Source organism: Achromobacter sp. KK8 (assembly GCF_054188005.1).
The window spans coordinates 3,425,689-3,446,395 of the sequence record NZ_CM135178.1 but is presented as its reverse complement, the minus strand read 5'-3'; the positions used below and the strand labels follow the sequence as shown (position 1 = coordinate 3,446,395).

18 protein-coding genes and 3 tRNA genes are annotated in these 20,707 nt (G+C 66.2%); 5 read left to right on the top strand and 16 right to left on the bottom strand.

Annotated features, from left to right (window positions below):
• Nucleotides 1-2: 2 nt before the first annotated feature.
• Both ACVN9Z_RS15920 and ACVN9Z_RS15915 read right to left on the bottom strand, forming a co-directional pair.
• Entirely contained in the window at nt 3-959 is a 957-nt protein-coding gene (locus ACVN9Z_RS15920; RefSeq protein ID WP_020924426.1) for a Bug family tripartite tricarboxylate transporter substrate binding protein, read from the bottom strand.
• A gap of 58 nt (nt 960-1,017) precedes the next feature.
• Entirely contained in the window at nt 1,018-1,884 is an 867-nt protein-coding gene (locus tag ACVN9Z_RS15915) for an amidohydrolase family protein (protein WP_006388519.1), read from the bottom strand.
• Nucleotides 1,885-2,011: 127 nt separating this feature from the next.
• Between ACVN9Z_RS15915 and ACVN9Z_RS15910 the strand changes: the two genes are divergently transcribed.
• On the top strand, nt 2,012-2,941 hold the full coding sequence (locus ACVN9Z_RS15910; RefSeq protein WP_020924428.1) for a LysR substrate-binding domain-containing protein: 930 nt from the start codon (nt 2,012-2,014) through the stop codon (nt 2,939-2,941).
• Nucleotides 2,942-3,075: 134 nt separating this feature from the next.
• Nucleotides 3,076-4,416 (top strand): argininosuccinate synthase, encoded by a 1,341-nt coding sequence (gene argG / locus ACVN9Z_RS15905; RefSeq protein ID WP_238878703.1) that lies wholly within the window; start codon nt 3,076-3,078, stop codon nt 4,414-4,416.
• A 414-nt stretch (nt 4,417-4,830) separates the two neighbouring features.
• Here argG and ACVN9Z_RS15900 read toward each other — a convergent pair whose 3' ends face one another.
• From ACVN9Z_RS15900 to rnr, 12 genes are all read right to left on the bottom strand, one after another.
• Entirely contained in the window at nt 4,831-6,759 is a 1,929-nt protein-coding gene (locus ACVN9Z_RS15900; protein WP_006388516.1) for a potassium transporter Kup, read from the bottom strand.
• Complete coding sequence (locus ACVN9Z_RS15895) at nt 6,756-7,871, bottom strand: sensor histidine kinase (protein WP_006388515.1); 1,116 nt, start codon at nt 7,869-7,871, stop codon at nt 6,756-6,758. The genes ACVN9Z_RS15900 and ACVN9Z_RS15895 overlap by 4 nt, the downstream gene beginning before the upstream one ends.
• Nucleotides 7,872-7,957: 86 nt before the next feature.
• The gene (locus ACVN9Z_RS15890) at nt 7,958-8,629 is read right to left on the bottom strand and encodes a response regulator transcription factor (RefSeq protein WP_024068289.1); all 672 of its coding nucleotides are present in this window, start codon (nt 8,627-8,629) and stop codon (nt 7,958-7,960) included.
• Nucleotides 8,630-8,694: 65 nt separating this feature from the next.
• Entirely contained in the window at nt 8,695-9,174 is a 480-nt protein-coding gene (locus ACVN9Z_RS15885) for an ExbD/TolR family protein (RefSeq protein WP_006388514.1), read from the bottom strand.
• Nucleotides 9,174-10,163 carry a MotA/TolQ/ExbB proton channel family protein gene (locus tag ACVN9Z_RS15880; RefSeq protein WP_024068288.1) on the bottom strand — a complete coding sequence of 330 codons (990 nt, stop codon included), beginning with the start codon at nt 10,161-10,163 and terminating at the stop codon, nt 9,174-9,176. The genes ACVN9Z_RS15885 and ACVN9Z_RS15880 overlap by 1 nt, the downstream gene beginning before the upstream one ends.
• Nucleotide 10,164: 1 nt before the next feature.
• On the bottom strand, nt 10,165-10,962 hold the full coding sequence (locus ACVN9Z_RS15875; protein ID WP_038503127.1) for an energy transducer TonB: 798 nt from the start codon (nt 10,960-10,962) through the stop codon (nt 10,165-10,167).
• Between the two features lie 403 nt (nt 10,963-11,365).
• A tRNA-Val gene (locus tag ACVN9Z_RS15870) sits at nt 11,366-11,441 on the bottom strand.
• Between the two features lie 147 nt (nt 11,442-11,588).
• Nucleotides 11,589-11,861: an HU family DNA-binding protein gene (locus ACVN9Z_RS15865; RefSeq protein WP_003812968.1), complete on the bottom strand. Its 273-nt coding sequence runs from the start codon at nt 11,859-11,861 to the stop codon at nt 11,589-11,591.
• Between the two features lie 411 nt (nt 11,862-12,272).
• Nucleotides 12,273-12,953 carry a Fe2+-dependent dioxygenase gene (locus ACVN9Z_RS15860; RefSeq protein ID WP_006388510.1) on the bottom strand — a complete coding sequence of 227 codons (681 nt, stop codon included), beginning with the start codon at nt 12,951-12,953 and terminating at the stop codon, nt 12,273-12,275.
• Between the two features lie 54 nt (nt 12,954-13,007).
• Nucleotides 13,008-14,252 (bottom strand): cystathionine gamma-synthase family protein, encoded by a 1,245-nt coding sequence (locus tag ACVN9Z_RS15855; RefSeq protein ID WP_006388509.1) that lies wholly within the window; start codon nt 14,250-14,252, stop codon nt 13,008-13,010.
• A gap of 51 nt (nt 14,253-14,303) precedes the next feature.
• Nucleotides 14,304-15,041 (bottom strand): 23S rRNA (guanosine(2251)-2'-O)-methyltransferase RlmB, encoded by a 738-nt coding sequence (gene rlmB / locus ACVN9Z_RS15850; protein ID WP_006388508.1) that lies wholly within the window; start codon nt 15,039-15,041, stop codon nt 14,304-14,306.
• Between the two features lie 133 nt (nt 15,042-15,174).
• On the bottom strand, nt 15,175-17,640 hold the full coding sequence (gene rnr / locus ACVN9Z_RS15845) for a ribonuclease R (RefSeq protein ID WP_054513316.1): 2,466 nt from the start codon (nt 17,638-17,640) through the stop codon (nt 15,175-15,177).
• A 196-nt stretch (nt 17,641-17,836) separates the two neighbouring features.
• Between rnr and ACVN9Z_RS15840 the strand changes: the two genes are divergently transcribed.
• A tRNA-Leu gene (locus ACVN9Z_RS15840) sits at nt 17,837-17,921 on the top strand.
• A gap of 277 nt (nt 17,922-18,198) precedes the next feature.
• On the opposite strand, the gene ACVN9Z_RS15835 is transcribed toward ACVN9Z_RS15840, so the two are convergent.
• On the bottom strand, nt 18,199-18,810 hold the full coding sequence (locus ACVN9Z_RS15835) for a tRNA-uridine aminocarboxypropyltransferase (RefSeq protein ID WP_054481121.1): 612 nt from the start codon (nt 18,808-18,810) through the stop codon (nt 18,199-18,201).
• Nucleotides 18,811-19,001: 191 nt separating this feature from the next.
• Here ACVN9Z_RS15835 and ACVN9Z_RS15830 point away from each other — a divergent pair.
• Nucleotides 19,002-19,086: transfer RNA gene (locus tag ACVN9Z_RS15830), tRNA-Leu, on the top strand.
• Between the two features lie 147 nt (nt 19,087-19,233).
• Here the strand turns inward: ACVN9Z_RS15830 and ACVN9Z_RS15825 are convergent.
• On the bottom strand, nt 19,234-19,677 hold the full coding sequence (locus tag ACVN9Z_RS15825; protein ID WP_006388505.1) for a GNAT family N-acetyltransferase: 444 nt from the start codon (nt 19,675-19,677) through the stop codon (nt 19,234-19,236).
• A gap of 118 nt (nt 19,678-19,795) precedes the next feature.
• On the opposite strand from ACVN9Z_RS15825, the gene ACVN9Z_RS15820 reads away from it, so the two are divergent.
• Nucleotides 19,796-20,704, top strand: coding sequence for a DMT family transporter (locus tag ACVN9Z_RS15820; RefSeq protein ID WP_458212386.1), 909 nt, complete (start codon nt 19,796-19,798; stop codon nt 20,702-20,704).
• Nucleotides 20,705-20,707 lie beyond the last annotated feature (3 nt).

Below are 20,707 nucleotides of genomic sequence, written 5' to 3'. Positions count from 1 at the left end.
GCTCACTCCGGACGAATGTTCTTGCGTTGGATCAGCGAACCCCACTTTTCGCGGTCGGCGGCGATCAGCGCCGCCAGCTCCTGCGGCGAGCTGGGCGCGGCCTGGGCGCCGAACTTCTCCAGCTTGGCGCGCACCGCTTCATTGCCCAGCGCGGCGCGCAGGGCCTGGTTCAGTTTCTCGACCGTGGCCGGCGGCGTGGCGGCGGGCGCAACGATGCCGTACCAGTTGTTCGACTCGACGCCGCTGATGCCCTGCTCGGCCAGCGTCTTGACGTCCGGCAGCAGCGGATGGCGCGTCGGCGCGGCGATGCCCAGCGGCTTGAGCTTGCCGCCCTGGATGTGGCCGATCAGGCCCGGCACGTCGCCGAAGAAGCCAGCCACCTGGTTGCCGAGCACATCGTTGATGACGGGCGCCGCGCCCTTGTACGGCACGTGCAGCACCTTGGCCTTGCTGGCGTCGGCGAACATTTCCAGCGTCAGATGCGGAATGCTGCCGATGCCCGACGAACCGATGGCCACCGATTGCGAAGCCGCCTGCGAACGCTTGACGAAATCCGCCGCGTCGGTCGCCGGATTGGCCGGATTCACCACGAACACGGTGGCGTTGTTGACCACGCGCGACACCGGCGCAAAGTCGCGCACCGGGTCATACGGCAGGTCCTTGTACAAGGCCGGGCTGATGGAGACCGCGCCAACGCTGGTCAGGAACAGCACCGAACCGTCGGCCGGCGCCTTGGCCACGTAGGCCGCGGCGATGTTGCCGTTGGCGCCCGCCTTGTTCTCGACGATGACGGACTGCTTGAGTTCCTTGCCCAGTTGTTCGGCCAGCACGCGGCCCACCAGGTCCACTGGGCCACCGGGCGGGAAGGCGATGATCAGGCGCACCGGGCCATCGGCGTGCGCCGTGGCGCCCAGGCTGGCCAGGCCCAGCAGGCCGGCGAATACGAGTTTCTTGAACATGGATTGTCTCCTCGGGATATCGTGTTTTCTTGTCGCCTGGTAGCAGGCGATGGCGCGGCTACGGAAATCCGTAGAGACGCGCCGGGTTGTCCACCAGGACCTGCCGGCGCGTCTCGGCGTCCGGGCAGGCCAGGAAAAAAGCGTCGGCCAGCTCGCCGTCGTCGGGCATATCGCCCGCCACGTTCGGATGCGGCCAATCCGTGCCCCACAACGTGCGTTCCGGCAGCGCCTGCACCAGGGCGCGCACGAACGGAATGCCTTCGGCAAAGGGGCGCTTGCCCGAGGCGATGCGGTCGATCCCGGACACCTTGACCCAGGCGCGCGGCTCGCGCGCCAGGTCAAGCAGCGCGCGGAACGCCGGCGCGCCCAAACCTTCGGCGGCCTTGACGCGGCCCATGTGGTCGATCACGAACGGCACCGGCAGCGCCCGCAGGCGCGGCAGCAGCTCTGGCAGCATGGCGCCGTCCAGGTGCAGGCAGACGTGCCAGCCCAACGGCGCGATCAGCCCGATGACGTGGTCGAACACGGCCGGATCGGGCGCGCCGCCCAGGTGCGGCACGAAATTGAAGCGCGCGCCGCGCACCCCGCCCTCGTGCAACCGGCGCACGCTGGCCGGCGTGGCGTCCGCGCCCAGCAGCGCCACGCCGCGGTAGCGGCCCTGGCTCTGCGCCAGCGCGTCCAGCAGCGCGGCGTGGTCGCTGCCATGGCAGTTGGCCTGCACCACCACGGCGCGCTGCACGCCAAGGTGCGCATGCAGGGCCGCCATCCTGGCGTAGGGCGCGTCGGGCGGGGTGTAAGAGCGCCCCTCGGCATACGGAAACACATCGGCGGGGCCGAAGACGTGGCAATGCGTATCGCAGGCCCCGGCCGGCAGCGCATGGCGGGGACGGGAAGGCGTGGTTAGCGGGGGACGACAATCGGGCACGGGGCGGGTTCCTGCGGGCAAAACGCCATGCTCATCGATTGCGAGCCGCTTAACAATGCTATATCTTTGATTTCAGATATAGAAAATACAAATATCCACACACCCTTTCCCGCCTCCCGGCCCCACCATGGACCTCAAGCAAATCGAGTATTTCGTGCGCGTCGCCGAACGCCGCAGTTTCTCGCGCGCGGCCGAACTGCTCGACGTGGCTCAGCCCACCCTAAGCCGCCAGGTGCGCCTGCTGGAACTCGAACTGGGCCAGCACCTGCTCTACCGCAACGGCCGCGGCGCCGAACCGACCGAGGCAGGATTGCGTTTCCTGGAGCATGCCCGCGCCCTGCTGGCGCTGGCCGACCGCGCCAAGCAGGACCTGCAGACCCTGCGCGAAACCCCAACGGGCAAGGTGGTGGTCGGCCTGCCACCCCGCATCGCGCGGGTGCTGACGCCGCCGCTGGTGCAGGCGTTCCGGCGCCGCTTTCCCGATGCATCGATCGCCGTGGCCGAAGGACTGAGCGCGCAGATGCGCGAATGGCTGCTGGCCGGACGGGTCGACCTGGCGCTGCTGTACGACCCCGCGCCTTCGCCGCAACTGGGCTATGAATCGCTGTTCCGTGAGAATCTGGTGCTGGTGGCCGCCGCCGACCACCAGCCGCCGCTGCCCGCCCGCATCGCGGTGGCCGGCCTCGGCGCTTATCCCCTGGTCCTGCCGAGCCTGCCCAACGCCATCCGCACCCTGGTCGAGAGCATCTGCCGCGCCCAGGGGGTACGGCTGCAGGTCGCGGCCGAGGTCGACGCGGTGCAGACCATCGTGGAACTGGCCGCCCAGGGCGACGCTTACGCCATCCTGCCGCGGTCGGCCGCGCGGGGCCCGGCGGCCGAGCACGCGCTGTCGCTCAGCGAGATCGAAGCGCCCCGCATCACCAACAACCTGGTGCTCGCCAGCGCCCGCCACCGCCCCGCCACCCGCCTGGCCAGCGCCACCGGCGACCTGATCCGCCAATTGAACCTGGCGGCGCTGTTCGAGCCGGCCGCCCCGCCTGCCCGGCCCCTGCCCTGACCCCAGCCCGGCCCCCTGCCCGGCCCCCTGCCCGCCCCCCTGCCCGGACCGCCCAAACGCGTTAAAATGGCGGGCAGATTTCTTGTTTGGCGGCTCGTTGCTGTCAAAGTCCCGTTGGCGTCTCACCTCAAACAATGACCACTATCCTCCCGAACCTTCCCACCGGCCAGAAGGTCGGCATCGCCTTTTCCGGCGGCCTCGACACCAGCGCTGCGCTGCTCTGGATGCGCAACAACGGCGCCATCCCCTACGCCTACACCGCGAACCTGGGCCAGCCCGACGAATCCGACTACGACGAGATCCCGCGCAAGGCCATGGCCTACGGCGCCGAGAACGCCCGCCTGATCGACTGCCGCGCGCAGCTCGTGGCCGAAGGCATCGCCGCCCTGCAGGCCGGCGCCTTCCACATCTCGACCGCCGGCATCACCTACTTCAACACCACGCCCATCGGCCGCGCCGTCACCGGCACCATGCTGGTGGCCGCCATGAAGGAAGACGACGTCAACATCTGGGGCGACGGCAGCACCTTCAAGGGCAACGACATCGAGCGCTTCTACCGCTACGGCCTGCTGACCAACCCGGACCTGAAGATCTACAAGCCCTGGCTCGACCAGCAGTTCATCGACCAGCTCGGCGGCCGCTCGGAAATGTCCGAGTACATGCGCCAGGCCGGCTTCGACTACAAGATGTCGGCGGAAAAGGCCTACTCCACCGACTCCAACCTGCTCGGCGCCACCCATGAAGCCAAGGACCTGGAACACCTGAACTCCGGCATCCGCATCGTCAAGCCCATCATGGGCGTGGCGTTCTGGCGCGATGACGTCGCCGTCAAGGCCGAGGAAGTCACCGTCCGCTTCGAGGAAGGCCAGCCGGTCGCCCTGAACGGCGTTGAATACAGCGACCCGGTCGAACTGATGCTCGAAGCCAACCGCATCGGCGGCCGCCACGGCCTGGGCATGAGCGACCAGATCGAAAACCGCATCATCGAAGCCAAGAGCCGCGGTATCTACGAAGCCCCGGGCCTGGCCCTGCTGTTCATCGCCTACGAGCGCCTGGTCACCGGCATCCACAACGAAGACACCATCGAGCAGTACCGCGAAAGCGGCCGCAAGCTCGGCCGCCTGCTGTACCAGGGCCGCTGGTTCGACCCGCAAGCCATCATGCTGCGCGAAACCGCCCAGCGCTGGGTCGCCCGCGCCATCACCGGCGAAGTCACCATCGAACTGCGCCGCGGCAACGACTACTCGCTGCTGAACACCGAATCGCCCAACCTGACCTACGCCCCCGAGCGCCTGTCGATGGAAAAGGTCGAGAACGCCCCCTTCACCCCCGCCGACCGCATCGGCCAGCTGACCATGCGCAACCTCGACATCGTCGACACCCGCGCCAAGCTGTTCACCTACACGAAGACCGGCCTGCTCTCCGCCTCCGGCACCTCGCTGCCGCAACTGAAGGACGAGGCCAAGAAGAAGTAATTCTTCCCGCCCAACAAAAAGCCCCTCGGCAACACCGAGGGGCTTTTTTTGTTCAACACGCCACACAACGCGAGCCGTCCCGCCCCACCGCCCAAATGCCAAAAGGTGGCCGCCCGCGCGGCCTCCTTTTGGCGACCCCGAAAGATCCTTCTCACTTCAATAAACCATGGGCAAGAACGTCAAGCAAACCGCCCGCCCCAAAGTCCGCCAAGATGCAGACATTGCAGCCCGCCGGGTTGGCGTTGCGGGGGTGCGGGGCGTGTAGATGCGCCCGACGGAATCCGAAGGAGTCGCCGAAGGCGAGGACGAGGATGAGAAAGGGGCAGTCCGGAGCGAACGCTCCGGACCGCAATCGTAGCCCCGCGCCCCCGCAACGCCAACGCGGCGGGCGCCTCAAGAACTCAACCCCCAGGCCTAAAGTTCGACCTGCATCCCCATCTCCACAACCCGATTCGCCGGAATCTTGAAAAACTTCGTGCTCCGCGTCGAATTGCGCGCCATGAACGAAAACACCGCCCGCCGCCAGCGCCACAAGGCCGGCTTCCTGGCCGCCACCACAGTCTGCCGCGAGAGGAAGTAGGATGTGCGCATCGGCTCCAGATCCAGCTCCGGATACGCCTCCGCCACCAGCCGCAGCGCCTCCGGCACGTCCGGATCTTCCTTGAAACCGTAGTTGATCGTCGCCGCCCAGCTCGACGCGCTCATCTTCTGCACCGTGAAGCGCTCGTCCTCGGACACATAGGGCACGTCGGCCACCCGGATCGTCAGGAACAGCACATGGTCATGCAGCACCTTGTTGTGCTTCAGGTTATGCAGCAGCGCCGGTGGCACATTGCCCGAATTCATCGTCATGAAGATCGCCGTGCCCGGCACCCGTGACGGCGGATAGGCCTCCAACTGCTCCATGAATTCCTTGAGCGGCTGGCGGTCGCGCTGCTGCATGTCGGACAGCAGCCGACGGCCGCGGCGCCAGGTCATCATCAGCGTGAACACCACGATCGCCACCACCAGCGGCAGCCAGCCGCCTTCGTGGATCTTGAAGACGTTGGCCGAGAACAGCAGCACATCGAACAACAGCAGCAGGCCCAGCACCACGAACCACAGCATACGCTTGGCGCCCGTCGTGCCCCGCGGCAGCACCGCGAACGCCAACACCGACGTCGTCAGCATCGTCCCCGTCACCGCGAAACCGTAGGCCGCCGCCAGGTTGTCGGAATTGCGGAACAGCAGCACCAGCACAAGCACCGCGCACAGCAGCAGCGCATTGACCTGCGGCAGGTAGATCTGGCCCTTCTCCACCGCCGACGTGTGCAGGATCTGCATGCGCGGCCAGAACCCCAGCTGCACCGCCTGGCGCGTCACCGAGTAAGCGCCCGAGATCACCGCCTGCGACGCCACGATGGTGGCCACCGTCGCCAGCGCCACCAGCGGCGCCAGGCCCCACTCCGGCGCCATCATGAAGAAAGGATTGCGGATCGCGCTGGGATCGCGCAACAACAGCGCGCCCTGGCCGAAATAGCACAACGTCAACGCCGGCAGCACCATGCTGAACCAGGCGCTGCGGATGGCCGGGCGGCCGAAATGGCCCATGTCGGCATACAGCGCCTCGGCGCCGGTCAGCGCCAGCACCACCGCGCCCAGCAGCACGAAACTGATCCACGGGAATTCGACGATGAAGCGCAGGCCCCACATCGGATTGAGCGCCGCCAGCACCTCGGGCGTCTGCCACACCTGCCAGGCGCCCAGCGCCGCCAGCGTGCCGAACCACAGCAGCATCACCGGCCCGAACAGCTTGCCCATGGCGCCCGTGCCGTGCGACTGGATCGCAAACAGCGCCACCAGCACCACCAGCGCCAACGGCACCACCCACGCATCCAGCGTGTGCGACACGATGCCGATCCCCTCCAGCGCCGACAGCACCGAGATCGCCGGCGTGATCATGCTGTCGCCATAGAACAGCGCCGCGCCGAAAATGCCCAGCACGATCAATACCCAGCGCAGCTTGCCCTCGCGGCTGCGCACCGCCAGCTCCAGCAGGGCCAGCGTGCCGCCTTCACCGCGGTTGTCGGCGCGCAGCACCAGCGTCACGTACTTGAACGACACCACCACCATCAACATCCAGAACAGGATGGACAGCACACCCAGCAAGTGGGCCGGCTCCAGGTCGGTGTGCACGCTCAGCCCGGTGAGGCACGCGCGCAGCGTGTACAGCGGACTGGTGCCGATATCGCCATACACCACGCCCAGCGCCCCCAGGACGAGAGCCGCGCGCGACGAAGGTGCATGCCCGCCGGCGGCGTGGCCGTTGGACGAGGGAGGAACGCTGACCGAGCCCTGGCTCATGATGTGGGTTCTTGCCGAGTGAGTTGAGCCCCCTTGCGAGGGCCGGGAAACACGACCGAAAGCCGCGTTCCGGAAAAATCCGGGCGGCTGGTGAGCTTCCACCAGGCGCCGTGGGCGTGCGCGATCTCGCGCACAATGGCCAATCCCAGGCCCGAACCGCCGGCGCTGGCCGACGGGGAACGATAGAACGCCTCGAAGACGCGGTCGCGTTCTTCGGGAGGAATGCCTGGGCCATCGTCCTCGACCGTCAACGAAGGCGGGTTGGCGCCCACGATCAAGGTGATCCGGCCGGTGGCGTTGCCGTAGCGCAGCGCATTGTCGATCAGGTTGCCCAGTAACTCGGCCAGCAACAACGGATCGGCGTCGATCCAGATCGGCGCATCCGGGGCCACCAGGTCCAGCTCATAGCGCGCCTCGCGCACCCGCGGAAACCACTCCGCGCCGTGCGCCCGCACCCATTCGCACAGGTCGATGCGCACGAAGCTGTCCTGCGGCCGGGCGTTGGGGTCGGCCCGCGCCAGCACCAGCAGTTGCTGGCCCAGGCGGATCATACGATCACTGACCGCCTTGATGCGCTCGGCGCGCGCCCGCACATCGTCGGGCAGGGGCCGGGCCAGCATCAGTTCTGATTCCAGGCGCAGCCCCGACAGGGGCGTGCGCAACTGGTGCGCGGCGTGGCCTATGAAGCGCCGCTGCGCCGCCAGCGAGGCATCGAGCCGCAGCAGCAGGTCGTTGGTATGCGTGACCAGCGGTTCGATCTCGACCGGCACGCCGACCACTTCCAGTGGCTGCATGTCGTCGATGGAACGCTGGCGGATTTCCTCGGACAGGTGGTTGACCGAGCGCAGGCCGGAGCGCACACCCTGCACCACGACCCAGGTGAACAGGCCGATCAGCGCCACCTGCCCCACCACCATCAGCCAGAAAAAGTCCTCCAGCATCCAGAGGGACATGTCGATCTTGTGGGTGATGACCCAGGTGGCGGCCAGGTCCAGCAGCACCAGTAGCAGGATCGGCGGCATCAGCCGGATGACCAGATGCCGCGCGAGCGAACGGGAGGGGAGCAAGGGGCGCGAGGCCGTAGGAGCGGGAGGAGTGCGTTCTAGCGTCATGACGCGGTGCCCTCGCTTAGGCGGGCAGGGATTCCGGCCGCCGCGGGCCGGCTACGCCAGCCGGCGCCAGGCGGCCAGGGAGGCCGTCAGGCCGTTTCCACATCCAGCATGTAGCCGAAGCCACGCACGGTCTGGATGCTGGCGCCGGTGCCTTCCAGGCGCTTGCGCAGGCGGTATACGTAGACTTCCACTGCGTTTTCGCTGAAATCGGCATCCCAGGCGGACAGGGAATTCACGATCTGACGCTTGGTGACCACGCGGCCCACGCGGGCCATCAGCATTTCCAGCACGGACAGCTCGCGCACCGACAGCGACAGGCGCTGGCCATTGGCGCGGACTTCGCGGCCGACGGTGTCGAACACCAGCGGCCCGACTTCGATCAAAGGCTGCGCCTGCCCCGCGCGGCGGCGGCCGAAGGCGCGCACCCGGGCGGCCAGCTCGGGCAGTTCGAAAGGCTTGGTGACGTAGTCATCGGCGCCGGCATCCAGGCCGGCGACGCGGTCCTCGATGCCGTCACGGGCCGTCAGGATCAGCACCGGCACCTGGTTGCCGTCCTGGCGCAGTTGACGCAGCACGTCCAGGCCGCTCATGCCCGGCAGGTTGAGGTCGAGCAGCATCAGGTCATACGGCTGGCCTGCCAGCGCGCCCAGAACCCGGTCGCCGTCGGTGAGCCAGTCGACCGCATAACCCTGGTCGGCCAGAAATTCCTGGAGCGCATGGCCCAGGGTGGTGTCGTCTTCGATTACCAGAACTCGCATGCCGCGATTCTAGCGCGATCCCGGAAAAAACGGGGCGCGAAATGCGCCCCGCTGCCGGGAATCGTTCAACGGGCGGACGGCGCCGGGGCGGCTCCGCCTGCTGCCGGGGCCTCCCCCGCCGGCGCGCCCGAGGGCGGCGTGGTGACGAAGCCGATGCGCGTCATGCCCGACCGGCGCGCCGAAGCCATGACCTTGGCCAGGGTCTCGTAGCGGGTATTCTGGTCGGCGCGGATGCGGATCTCGGGTTGCGGCTTGGTGCCGGCGATCGACTTGAAGCGGTTCGGCAGGTCGTCGATATTGACCGGCTTTTCGTCCCAGAACAGCGCGCCGCCGGCATCGATGGCCAGATCCACGGTCTTGGGTTCTTCCTCGATCTGCTCGGCGGCCACCTGGGGCATGTTGATCTTGATCGAGTGGGCCAGCAACGGCGCCGTGATGATGAAGATCACCAGCAGCACCAGCATGACGTCGATCAACGGCACCATGTTGATCTCGGAAACCGTATGGCTCCCGGATCCCTTGCCCTCGAAGCTGCCAAAAGCCATTATTCGCTCCCGCGTTGAACCGCGGCGCCGTTACCGTGCTGGCGGCGCAGGGCGCGCACCTTGCTGTCCGACAGGGCCACTTGCTGGCCGGTCGTCAGGAAGGCGAACAGGTCGTGCGCAAAGGCATCCAGGCGCGACAGGTAGACGCGGTTGTTGCGCACGAAGGTGTTGTAGGCCAGCACCGCCGGAATGGCGACCGCCAGACCCAGGCCGGTCATGATCAGGGCCTCGCCCACCGGACCGGCGATGCGGTTGATGGTGACGCCATCGGACAGGCCGATACCGACCAGCGCATGGTACACGCCCCACACGGTGCCGAACAGGCCGACGAACGGCGCGGTCGAGCCCACCGAGGCCAGCACCGTCAGGCCGTTTTCGAGCTTGGCGGTTTCCTCGTCGATCACCTTGCGCATGGTGCGGGTGACGAAATCGCCGTTCGAGCCGGCTTCTTCCAGCTTGGTGGCGCCGAACTTGTTGTGATGCGCCTGGGCATGCATGGCGTGGCTGGCCAGGTGCGAGAACGGATCACGCGCCCCGTGCGTGGTGATTTCGTGCTCGACCTGTTCCAGCGAGCTGGAGTTCCAGAACTTGTTCAGGAAGTCGGCCGAGCGGCGGCGCATGCTGATGTTGCTGCCGACCTTGACCAGGATCAGGTACCAGGTCACCAGCGACATCAGGATCAGGATGATGAACAGGGTCTTGCCGACGAAGTCGCTCTGCGCGACGAAGTGCAGGAAGCCCATGTCGGGGACCGGCGCCGGTGCCGGCACCGGCGCGGCCGCGGGCAGCGCGGCGGCGGCGCTGTGCAGCGCCTCCGCGGATTGCTGGACGGCGCCGGTGGCCTGCTGGACGATGCCGCCGGCCGCGGTGGCGGCTTGCTGGGCGGCGGGCGCCGCAGCGGCGGCGGCGGGTGCCGCGGCCGCCGGAGCCGCTGCCGGGCTGGTGGCCGCCTGCGCCACCAGGGTGGCGCTGTGCATTGCGTTGGACATCTCAGTTCCTCATTACGAAATCGAACGGAATCTTTGCTTTGGCGGGATAAGCCACGCCATTGCGGCTATAGGGTTTCATGCGGGCCTTGCGCGCGGCGGCCAATGCCGACTCGTCCAGCCTGGGGAAGCCCGAGGACGAATCGACGGTGGCCCGCTCGACCAGTCCCTGGGTATTGATTTCCACCAGCACCACCACCCGGCCCTCTTCCCGCATGCGGCGCGATGCCATCGGGTAGTTGGGCATGGGCCGCGCCCCCAGGTATTCGATCTGGGTTTCCTGCAGGATCTGGTCGGGCGGCGGACCTTGGCGCGGCGCCTGCGTGGTCTGCGCGCCGTCGGGGGTACCGGTGGGCGGCGTTTCGACGGGCGGCGTCTCGGGCTTGGGCTCGGGTTTGACTTCCTGCTTGGGCTGGGGCTTGGGTTTCGGCTTGGGCTTCGGCTTGGGGGCCGGCATCGGCGGTTTTTCGACCACCGGTTCGGGTTCGGGCTCCGGTTCGGGCTCCACCTTCGGATCCGGCTCGGGTTCGGGCTCGATCTCGGGCTGTGGTTCGGGCGGCGTTTCGGTCACCGGTTGCGGCACTTCCGGCGTGGGGTCGGCTTTGGCGATCTGGGGAGTGGGAGCATCCACCACACTCACCATGATGGCCTCGGGTTCCTCCAGTTCAGGACGGTTCTCGGGAGCCAGGTAAATGGCATAGACCACTGCGGCGTGTAGCGCAACGACCGCCAGGCCAGCGCCTACGCGTATACCAAGGGAAGACGGCGGTGAAGTGTTCAAACCACGTTGAAAGCTAGGCATGAATCAGCCAGGGTGCATTAACTTATCTGGCCAGCCAGGAAAACGCGCGCCACGGACGCGCGCCGGCTGACCGGTACAAGCCGAACATCATATCTTAAATGCGAATGATTCGCACGTCATATTTCGTCTGCAATAGCGTAACACCCAGATGCACCGCCAACCCTGCGCGCGCGCAAACAAGCCCACAACCCGCACAGGAACGAACACACACCACGCGCTCTTTCGCCAGCGCCTGCGCCACGGAGCCTGCGCGCACCGCATCCACACTGCGCATCCCCAGTGCGCATCCACATGACTCGCGTCCGCAAGCCTGCCCAGACGCCCCCCCTACATGCGCACGACAAGCGCAAAAACAAAAAACCCGCCACGGTACCGTGTGCGGGTTTCTGTTTCGGCTTGCTGATGGTGGGTGCTACAGGGGTCGAACCTGTGACCTACGCCTTGTAAGGGCGCCGCTCTACCAACTGAGCTAAGCACCCGTCTTGGTGTCGAATCTGCCGCGAACGTCACGCGGAAAATCGCTGGCCGGGGTACTCAAAAGCAATACGCGGGCCGGAGTATACCGGACCGCGTACCTGTCGGCAAATCAACGGGTGCCGTGCCCGTGCAATCTGCCTGGCCGTCGATCAGTTGACGGCGTCCTTCAGGGCCTTGCCCGGACGGAACTTCGGCACCTTGGCCTTCTTGATCTTGATGGTTTCGCCGGTGCGCGGGTTGCGGCCGGTACGAGCGGCGCGAGCCGACACGGCAAACGTGCCGAAGCCCACCAGCGTGACCGTACCGCCCTTCTTCAGGGTGGTCTTGACGGCACCGATCAGGGCGTCAAGCGAACGACCGGCGGCAGCCTTGGAGATATCGGCCTTGCTGGCAATGTGATCGATGAGTTCGGTTTTGTTCATTCAGGTGTACCCCTCACAAGGTATGGAGTCTGCCGGGAGTGCAGTTCATGGCTGTCATGTTGGACGCCACGACTTGACGCGAAGACCCGACAAACGACGAACAGACTAGTGGATAAACTTTTTCTTGCGCTGCAAAGCACAACTTTTAAACTGCTGCGCCGCCTGGGTTTCAAGGGCTTTGCAGCTCCAGAACCGTCAGCGACGCAGACGTGTATTAGGCCTTGGCGTAGAGCGGCTGTCAAGCGATAACCTCACCACAAGCCGCACCAATACTAGCTTTTAGGCCTTTTCGCAATAAACAAAAACACGCATTTCGGGGTTTGCGCGACAACGCCAAGTGATGTTCCGAATGCGTTCCAAATGCGTTCCAAATGCGCGTCGAGCGCGCCTCGAAGGCGCCTCGAATCACGCTCAGACATCCACCCAGCGGCGCAGCAGGTTGTGATAGATGCCGGTCAGCTGGATGATCGACGGATGCCCCGCCGCGTCCTGGTTCAAACGCTGGATGGCCACGTCCATGTCGAGCAGCAAGGCGCGCTGGCTGTCTTCGCGCACCAGGCTTTGCATCCAGAAGAACGAACTGATCCGGGCGCCGCGCGTCACGGGATTGACCTTGTGCAGGCTGGTTCCCGGATACAGCACCATGTGCCCGGCCGGCAGCTTCACGCTGCGCGGGCCGTAGGTATCGTCGACGACCAGTTCGCCGCCGTCGTAGGAATCAGGCTCGGAAAAGAACAGCGTGGCGGACAGGTCCGTGCGCACGCGTTCGCCGCTGCCGGCAATGCCGCGCACGGCGTTGTCGACGTGGTAGCCGAAAGCCTCGCCGCCTTCGTAGCGGTTGAACAGCGGCGGGAATATCTTGCGCGGCAGGGCGGCGGACATGAACAGGTTGTTGCCCGCCAGGCGCTGCAGGATCAGGCTGCCGAGCTCCTGCGCCAGCGGATGCTGCTCCGGCAATTGGCGATTGTGCTTGACCTCGGCGGACTGGTAGCCCGCCGTGACCTTGCCATCCACCCAGTCGGCAGCCTCGAGGCGATGGCGGATGGCGGCGGCCTCGTCGGCAGTGAAAACTTCGGCGATCTGTATAAGCATGGGTTCCTGCCCGGGTTGCGGCGCGGCGCCCTGCCGCGCGCCATGCCCCGTGAATTATCCCTGCAGGCAGCCGTTGAGCGCCTGATCGAAGTCAAATAGCAGATCGGTCTCATCCTCGATGCCCACCGATACCCGGATCAGGCTGTCGGCGATACCCATCTGCTTGCGGCGCTCGGCGCCCATCTCGTAATAGATGGTGTGCGCGGCGGGCAGCGCCAGGCTGCGCGTGTCGCCCAGGTGCGTCGCCATCAGCACGATGCGCAGGCGGTTCAGGAAATCGAAGCAGTCCACGCCGTCGGCCAGTTCCACGCCCAGCAGCCCGCCGAAGCGCGAACCGAACAGCGCCGCGGCGCGCGCGTGCTGCGGATGGCTGGCCAGGCCGGGGTAATGCACCTTGGCCACGCCGCGGTGCTCTTCCAGAAAGCGCGCCAGCGCCAGCGCATTGGAGCAATGCTTGGCCATGCGCAGCGCCAGCGTCTCGGCGCCCACCGCAATGCGGTGCGCGGGCTCGGCCGCCAGCGTGCCGCCCATGTCGCGCAGGCCCTTCTTCTTGATCTGTGTCAGCCCCCAGCCGGTGGACGGCCCCTTGCGATAGGCATCGTAGATGTTCGAATAATTGGCCCAGTCATACAGGCCCGTGTCGGTAACCGCGCCGCCCAGCGCATTGCCGTGGCCGCCGATGTACTTGGACAGCGAGTTCATCACCAGCGACGCGCCCACCGTCGCCGGCCGGAACATCCACGGCGAGGTCAGCGTGTTGTCCACGACGTAGACCAGCCCTTTCTCGCGGCAGATCTCGCCGATCACCGCGAGGTCGGCGACCTGGGTGCCGGGGTTGGCGATGGTCTCGGTGAACACCATGCGAGTGTTGGGCTGGATCGCCGCGCGCACCTGCGCCGAGTCGGTGGCATCGACGAAGGTGATCTCCACGCCCAGCTCCAGCAGCGTGCCCAGCAGGCTGTTGGTGTTGCCGAACACGTACTGGCTCGACACCAGATGGTCGCCACGGCGCAGCAGCGTGGTGAAGATGGCGGCCAGCGCGGCCATGCCGGTGGCGAAGCTCACCGTACCCTTGCCCGCCTCCATGTGGTTCACCTTGGCTTCCAGCGCCGTGGTGGTCGGCGTGCCCTGGCGGGCATAGGTGAAGCCCGCCTTGCCCTGGAAGACGGCGGCCAGTTCGCGCGCATCGGCGTAGGCGAATTCCGACGAAGGATGCATCGGCTTGTGCACCGCTCCGTGCTCGACGGATTGCTGGCGGTCGGAATGGAGGATCGTGGTGGTAAAGCCGTTCTGGTGCATGATGGGCGACGCGAAAGAGAAAGGGTCTACGAAAAGGAAGGCATGGCCGGCTCAGGCCTGGCGCTGGCGCACGGTTTCATACAGGCACACCGCGCTGGCCACGCTGACGTTCAAGCTCTCGACCGAACCCAGCATGGGAATGTTGACCAGTTGGTCGCAGGTCTCGCGCGTCAGGCGGCGCATGCCCTCGCCTTCGGCGCCCATGACCCAGGCCATCGGCTGGCGCGCGTCGATCCGGTGCATGCTGTCGGTCGCCTGGTCGTCGGTGCCGACCAGCCATACGCCGCGGTCCTTCAGGCTGCGCATGGTGCGCGCCAGGTTGGTGACCATCAGGTACGGCACGGTGTCGGCTGCGCCGCAGGCCACGCGCTGCACGGTGCTGTTCAGGCCCACCGCGCGGTCGCGCGGGGCGATCACGGCGTGCACGCCCGCGGCATCGGCCGTGCGCAGGCAGGCGCCCAGGTTGTGCGGATCGGTCACGCCATCCAGGATCAGCAGCAGCGGCGGGCCCTCGATCACGTCGAGCACTTCGTCCACGTCCACCGCCAGCTGGCGCTCGTCGGCCAGCGCCACCACGCCCTGGTGACGGGTGCCGCGCGCCAGGCCGTCCAGGCGCTCCATGGCGACCGGATGCAGGCGACAGCCGGCCCTCTCGGCCTGCTCGATGAACGTCTGCATGCGCTTGTCGCGGCGCGACGCTTCTACGTAGATTTCCTTGATCGACTCGGGCGCGTGGCGCAGCCGCGCGACAACCGCGTGAAACCCGGCAAGGACTTGGGTCGACGCCATAAATGCAAATACCTTTAGAGAAACGAATGCCCGCCCCGGAACGGAGCGGGCCGCCGGACAGGCCGGCCATAGGCGCAATGTTACCCCTTATGGGGCGGCCGCCCGCCCGGGCCGAAACCCGGGCGGCGCCCTGTCAGTGGCGTTTGCGCGTGGCCTTCTTGGCAGGCGCGGCGCGCTGCTGGGCGACCTTGGACGGCTTGCCGGCCTTCTTGGCCTCGGCGCGCCGCTCCTTGGCGGTCTGGCCCTTGAGCGCGGCCGGCTTGGGCGCGGCCGCCTTCTTCACGCGGCGCGGACCCTCGTCGGGACCACGCGCGGACGCCTTGCGCAAGGCCTCGAAGCTGGTGCCCTGCACCAGGCGGAACTCGATGCGGCGCGCCTCCAGGTCCACGCGCGAGACCTGCACCTGGACCTTGTCGGTCAGGCGGTAGCGCATGCCGGTACGTTCGCCGCGCAGCTCATGCAGCGCATCGTTGAACTGGAAGTACTCGCCGCCCAGCTCGGACACGTGCACCAGCCCTTCGACGTGCAGCGTATCCAGCGTGACGAAGATGCCGAAGCTGGCCACGCCGGTGACGGTGCCGCTGAAGTCCTCGCCCACACGCTCCTTGACGAACCAGCACTTGAGCCAGGCCTCGACGTCGCGCGAGGCCTCGTCGGCGCGGCGCTCGCTGGCCGACAGCACCAGGCCCATCTTTTCCCAGATGGCGTGCTCATGCTCGCGCTGGGTGCGGCCGATGACGACCGGCTGGTCGTCCAGGCTGGGCACGTAGCGCTGCCCCGCCAGCAGGGCCTTGATGACGCGGTGCGTCAGCAGGTCCGGATAGCGCCGGATGGGCGAGGTGAAGTGGCTGTAGCCGGGATACGACAGACCGAAGTGACCCAGGTTGTCCGGACTGTAGATGGCCTGCTGCATCGAGCGCAGGCACATGGTCTGGAGCAACTGGTAATCGGGACGACCGCGCACGGAATCGAGGAAATCGCCGTAGTCCTTGGCCGTGGGCGTATCGCCCCCGCCCAGCGACAGGCCCATGGTGCGCAGGAACTCGCGCAGCGATTGCAGGCGCTCGGGCGTCGGGCCTTCATGGATGCGGTACAGGCCGGGATGCTTGCTGCGCGTCATGAAGTCGGCCGCGCAGGTGTTGGCGGCCAGCATGCATTCCTCGATCAGCTTGTGGGCATCGTTGCGCACCGACGGCACGATCTGCTCGATGCGCCCCAGCTCGTTGCAGACGATCTTGGTCTCGACCGTGTCGAAATCGATCGCGCCGCGCTTCTTGCGGCTCTGAGACAGCAGGTGGAACAGTTCATACAGGCTCTGCACCTGCGGCATGACGGCGCGCATGGCATGGGCCGCCGGGCCGCCGGGCTGCTGCAGCGCCGCCCAGATATTGGTGTAGGTGGTGCGGGCATGCGAGTGCATCACCGCGTTGTAGAACTGGTAGGCGGTGACCGTGCCGGCCTTGGCGCCCGAGGCCGGAATCACCATGTCGCACACCAGCACCAGGCGGTCGACGTCCGGATTCAGCGAGCACAGGCCATTGGACAGCGACTCGGGCAGCATCGGAATGACCCGGCGCGGGAAATACACGCTGGTGCCGCGCTCGAGCGCGTCGTCGTCCAGCGCGTCGCCGGGCCGCACGTAGTGGCTGACGTCGGCAATCGCCACCAGCAGGCGCCAGCCCGGCCGCTTGCGCTGGCCGGTGCCCAGTTCCACCGCCTCGCAGTAGACGGCATCGTCGAAATCGCGCGCGTCTTCGCCGTCGATGGTGATGAGCGGCACGTCGCGCAGGTCGACGCGGTCTTTCAGGTCACTCTTGCGGACCACGTCCGGCAGGCGGGCGGCCTGCTTGCGCGCGGCCTCGGAGAACTCGACGGGCACGTCGAACTTGCGCACCGCGATCTCGATTTCCATGCCGGGATCGTCGATCTCGCCCAACACCTCGGACACACGGCCCAGCGGCTGCGTGTGGCGGGTGGGCTGCTCCATGATCTCGACCGCCACCACCTGCCCATGCTGGGCGCCGTTGGTGTCGCTGGGCGGGATCAGGATGTCGTGCTTGATGCGCTGGTCTTCCGGCACCACGATGGACAGGCCGTGCTCGTGCAGGAAACGGCCCACCAGCTTGTTGGTGCGGCGCTCGATGACTTCGACGATGGTGCCTTCCGGCTTGCCGCGGTATTCACCCGACGGCTTGACCAGCACGCGGTCGCCATGCAGCACCTTGAGCATTTCGCGCGGCGACAGGAACAGGTCCGGCCCGCCATCATCGCGCAGCAGGAAGCCGAAACCGTCGCGGTGGCCCAGCACCTTGCCCGCCACGAAGTCCAGCTTGGTGGCCAGCAGCAGCACGCCCTTGCGATTGGGCATCAATTGGCCATCGCGCTCCATCGCGCCCAGGCGGCGTTCGAATCCCACCATCGTCGCCGGACGCTCCACGCCCATGCGCTCGGCCAGCTCCACCGGAGACAGCGGCGCCCCCGCGGATCGCAGCGCCTTCAGAATGGCTTCACGGGACGGGACATCGGGATCGAAGTCTGGCGGCGCTTCCGGCAACGGAGTGGATCTGTTGTTCGATTCGTTATTCGATCGTTTTGCCAAAGCTAATTTTTCCGTATATAATGCGCAGCTTCTGTGGTTCGCCCAAGGCTGAACACTGAAGCAGAAATGGTCAGACGGATTGTAGAGTGATTTTGCAATTACGCTTTGAATACATGCGCTTTAAATACATGGGAATAAAAACCTCATGCAATCGAAGTGGCAGCGTATCACAAAGTTCTGACTGGAATGTCTCAGTGCCCAGGTGGCGGAATTGGTAGACGCGCATGGTTCAGGTCCATGTGCCGCAAGGTGTGGAGGTTCGAGTCCTCTCCTGGGCACCACGGAATTTCAGCTGAGGCTGTTTGGGTTTGCGATGAAAAACATCGCCGTGAAATCAAACAGACAGCATTGGCAAAAAAGTTGAAAACCCCGGAAATCGCAAGATTTTCGGGGTTTTTGCTTTGATCTGCGTGAATGGTCTGGCGTGAACTGCTTTGCACGGCATCAATTGCCCTGTGCCGACCCATCCGCGACCAGATTCAAAGGCCATCACAAGGATGGTGACGCCCCACCCCAACGTTAGCCCCCCCCGGACAGTATTGCTCGATCGAACAACCTTCAGCGCCAAGGCACCTTGCGGTTCAGATGATGGCGCGCATACAGGTCAGCCCCCATCCCCGCGATCTGGCCATCGATCAAGGCCTCGAACGGCCGCAGCAGTTCATCGAAATTACGTGGCGCCTCCAGCGCATTGAGCGCGTGCGTCACCGCCTCGATGGTGGACAGCGCACCCGGAATGTCCGCGTGCCGCACCCGGTAGCGCGACGTCAGACCGGCCGGCAGCATCACGCGCGGCAACGCGGCCAGTTGCGGATTGATGTGCAGCAGCTTGCGCGCATGAGTCCAGGTGCCATCGGGCACAATCAATTGCACCGGCGCGCCCGTCGCGGCGGCGCACCCCGGAATCAATACCTCCGCGCCCTCGCCGGGAAACAGCACGCAGGGCGCATAGCCAGGCTCGGCCCACTGCTCATGCCGAAAGCGTTCGCCCACCAGGCGCCGCGCGCCATCCAGCCCCAACACCGCAAGCCGCGCTGTGTTCAGCGCATGGCGCGCCTCGCTCGGATGCTGCAACACCACCACACGGGTTCGCGGGAGCAGCGCCGGGATCAAGGCGCACAGGCAATGGGATTCGGGGCGCTTACAGCGCAGGCAAACAGGGCGTGACATGGGGCGACACTATAGCCAAGCCGGCCGCATCGAAAAAAAGTGAAAAAAATGCTGCATGACTTGCACACTTCCAAAAAAGTATGCATAATCTCGTTCCTCTGCTGTTGAACACGAAACGAAACGCAGCCGGTAGCAAGAAGTCGAAAGATGGAACGCAAACTGGAAAGCGACGCGGAAGGTAAGACATCAGCGCCCAGGTGGCGGAATTGGTAGACGCGCATGGTTCAGGTCCATGTGCCGCAAGGTGTGGAGGTTCGAGTCCTCTCCTGGGCACCAATTATTACATCACGAGGTACCTGTCGTGATGCGCCAAGAAAAACCCCGTTCGCGAAAGCGTCCGGGGTTTTTTCTTTTGCGGCCCGAATGATCGGGCCGGCCTAGACAGCCGGCCGATCGTTCGCTCGTTCGCTCGTTCGCAAGCGCCTAGGCCAGCACCCGCGTCATGACGACGTGCGCGATGCCGGCTTCCATGAACTCCTCGCCTTCCACCTGGAAACCATGGGCCTCGTAGAAGCCCTTGGCGTGGGTCTGCGCATGCAGCACCAGCATGCGGTGGCCATCGCCATGGCCCTGCCCGATCAGGGCGTCGAGCAACTGGCCGCCCACGCCCAGGCCGCGTGCGCGCTTGTGCACGGCCATGCGGCCGATGTGGCCGTCGGGCAGCAGACGGCCGGTGCCCAGCGGCGTGCCGTCGGCGGCATAGGCCACGGCGTGCACCGAGACCGCATCGTCGTCATCCATCTCGACTTCGGGCGGCACGTTCTGCTCAACCACGAACACGTCGTAGCGCACCGACGACGCGTCGTCGCGCAGGCGATCCCAGGTTCCCAGGGTGATACGTACCGTCGACTTTTGTTGGTTGGCCATTTTTTTCCCTCGCGCCACTGCTGAATATGAATTCACTGCCGACATTTTCGCAGGGATGGCGCATCGGCGAAACAGGCGTACCATCGCGGCTGGCCCATTCCCGCAGCTGATCGCCATCATGCCGCAAGCCGCAACGCCCGCCTGGTTGAAATTCGCGCCCGCGCTTTTCCTGCTGCTGTGGTCCAGCGGCTTCGTCGTGCTGAAAGTGGGCCTGGCCTATGCCGACCCGATGACGTTCCTGGCGCTGCGCTATGCCTGTGTGGTGGCGCTGCTGGCGCCGTTCCTGCTGGCGTTGCGCCCGCCGCTGCCGCAAGGCGCGAGCGCCTGGGGCCACCTGGCCATGGTCGGCCTGCTGCTGCAGGCGGGCTACTTCTGCTTCACCTATCTGTCCCTCAAGCAGGGCATGTCCGCCGGCGGGCTGGCGTTGATCACGTCGCTGCAGCCCATCCTGATCGGTCTGCTGGCGCCGGTGATCGCCCACGAACGCGTCGACGCGCGGCGCTGGGCCGGGCTGGGACTGGGCGTTTCCGGCGCGGCGCTGGTCATCGTTGCCAAGGCCTCGGTCGACCTGGCCTCGACGCTCGGGCTGGTGTTCGCCGTGGCCGCCCTGCTCTGCATCACCAGCGGCACGCTGTATGAAAAGCGCTTCGGTGTGCAGACCCACCCCGTCACGTCCAACACGGTGCAATACGCCGTGGGGCTGGCGGTCACGGCACCGCTGGCATCCTGGCTGGAACCGATGCACATCGACTGGACCGCGCCCTTGCTGGGCTCGCTGGCCTACCTGGTGGTGGGCAATTCGCTGGTCGCGATCTCCCTGTTGCTGGCCATGCTGCGCCATGGCGAGGCATCGCGCGTATCGGCGCTGTTCTTCCTGGTGCCGCCATCGACCGCGGTCATCGCGCTGCTGGTGCTGGACGAGCCGATCCCGCCGCTGGCCTGGCCCGGCATGGTGCTCGCGGCGCTCGGAATCCTGCTGGTGACGCGGTCGGCGCGCACCCCGACGGCGGCGCGGCAAGTAGAATGAGCG

Bases quoted from the DNA above. Each gene is read 5' to 3' on its own strand.
- ACVN9Z_RS15885 (WP_006388514.1), bottom strand. From the start codon at position 9,174: ATGGCTTTTGGCAGCTTCGAGGGCAAGGGATCCGGGAGCCATACGGTT.
- rlmB (WP_006388508.1), bottom strand. From the start codon at position 15,041: ATGGCGTCGACCCAAGTCCTTGCCGGGTTTCACGCGGTTGTCGCGCGG.
- ACVN9Z_RS15860 (WP_006388510.1), bottom strand. From the start codon at position 12,953: ATGCTTATACAGATCGCCGAAGTTTTCACTGCCGACGAGGCCGCCGCC.
- ACVN9Z_RS15890 (WP_024068289.1), bottom strand. From the start codon at position 8,629: ATGCGAGTTCTGGTAATCGAAGACGACACCACCCTGGGCCATGCGCTC.
- ACVN9Z_RS15865 (WP_003812968.1), bottom strand. From the start codon at position 11,861: ATGAACAAAACCGAACTCATCGATCACATTGCCAGCAAGGCCGATATC.
- ACVN9Z_RS15880 (WP_024068288.1), bottom strand. From the start codon at position 10,163: ATGTCCAACGCAATGCACAGCGCCACCCTGGTGGCGCAGGCGGCCACC.
- ACVN9Z_RS15825 (WP_006388505.1), bottom strand. From the start codon at position 19,677: ATGGCCAACCAACAAAAGTCGACGGTACGTATCACCCTGGGAACCTGG.
- ACVN9Z_RS15820 (WP_458212386.1), top strand. From the start codon at position 19,796: ATGCCGCAAGCCGCAACGCCCGCCTGGTTGAAATTCGCGCCCGCGCTT.
- argG (WP_238878703.1), top strand. From the start codon at position 3,076: ATGACCACTATCCTCCCGAACCTTCCCACCGGCCAGAAGGTCGGCATC.
- ACVN9Z_RS15920 (WP_020924426.1), bottom strand. From the start codon at position 959: ATGTTCAAGAAACTCGTATTCGCCGGCCTGCTGGGCCTGGCCAGCCTG.
- ACVN9Z_RS15900 (WP_006388516.1), bottom strand. From the start codon at position 6,759: ATGAGCCAGGGCTCGGTCAGCGTTCCTCCCTCGTCCAACGGCCACGCC.
- ACVN9Z_RS15855 (WP_006388509.1), bottom strand. From the start codon at position 14,252: ATGCACCAGAACGGCTTTACCACCACGATCCTCCATTCCGACCGCCAG.
- ACVN9Z_RS15835 (WP_054481121.1), bottom strand. From the start codon at position 18,810: ATGTCACGCCCTGTTTGCCTGCGCTGTAAGCGCCCCGAATCCCATTGC.
- ACVN9Z_RS15875 (WP_038503127.1), bottom strand. From the start codon at position 10,962: ATGCCTAGCTTTCAACGTGGTTTGAACACTTCACCGCCGTCTTCCCTT.
- ACVN9Z_RS15895 (WP_006388515.1), bottom strand. From the start codon at position 7,871: ATGACGCTAGAACGCACTCCTCCCGCTCCTACGGCCTCGCGCCCCTTG.
- ACVN9Z_RS15910 (WP_020924428.1), top strand. From the start codon at position 2,012: ATGGACCTCAAGCAAATCGAGTATTTCGTGCGCGTCGCCGAACGCCGC.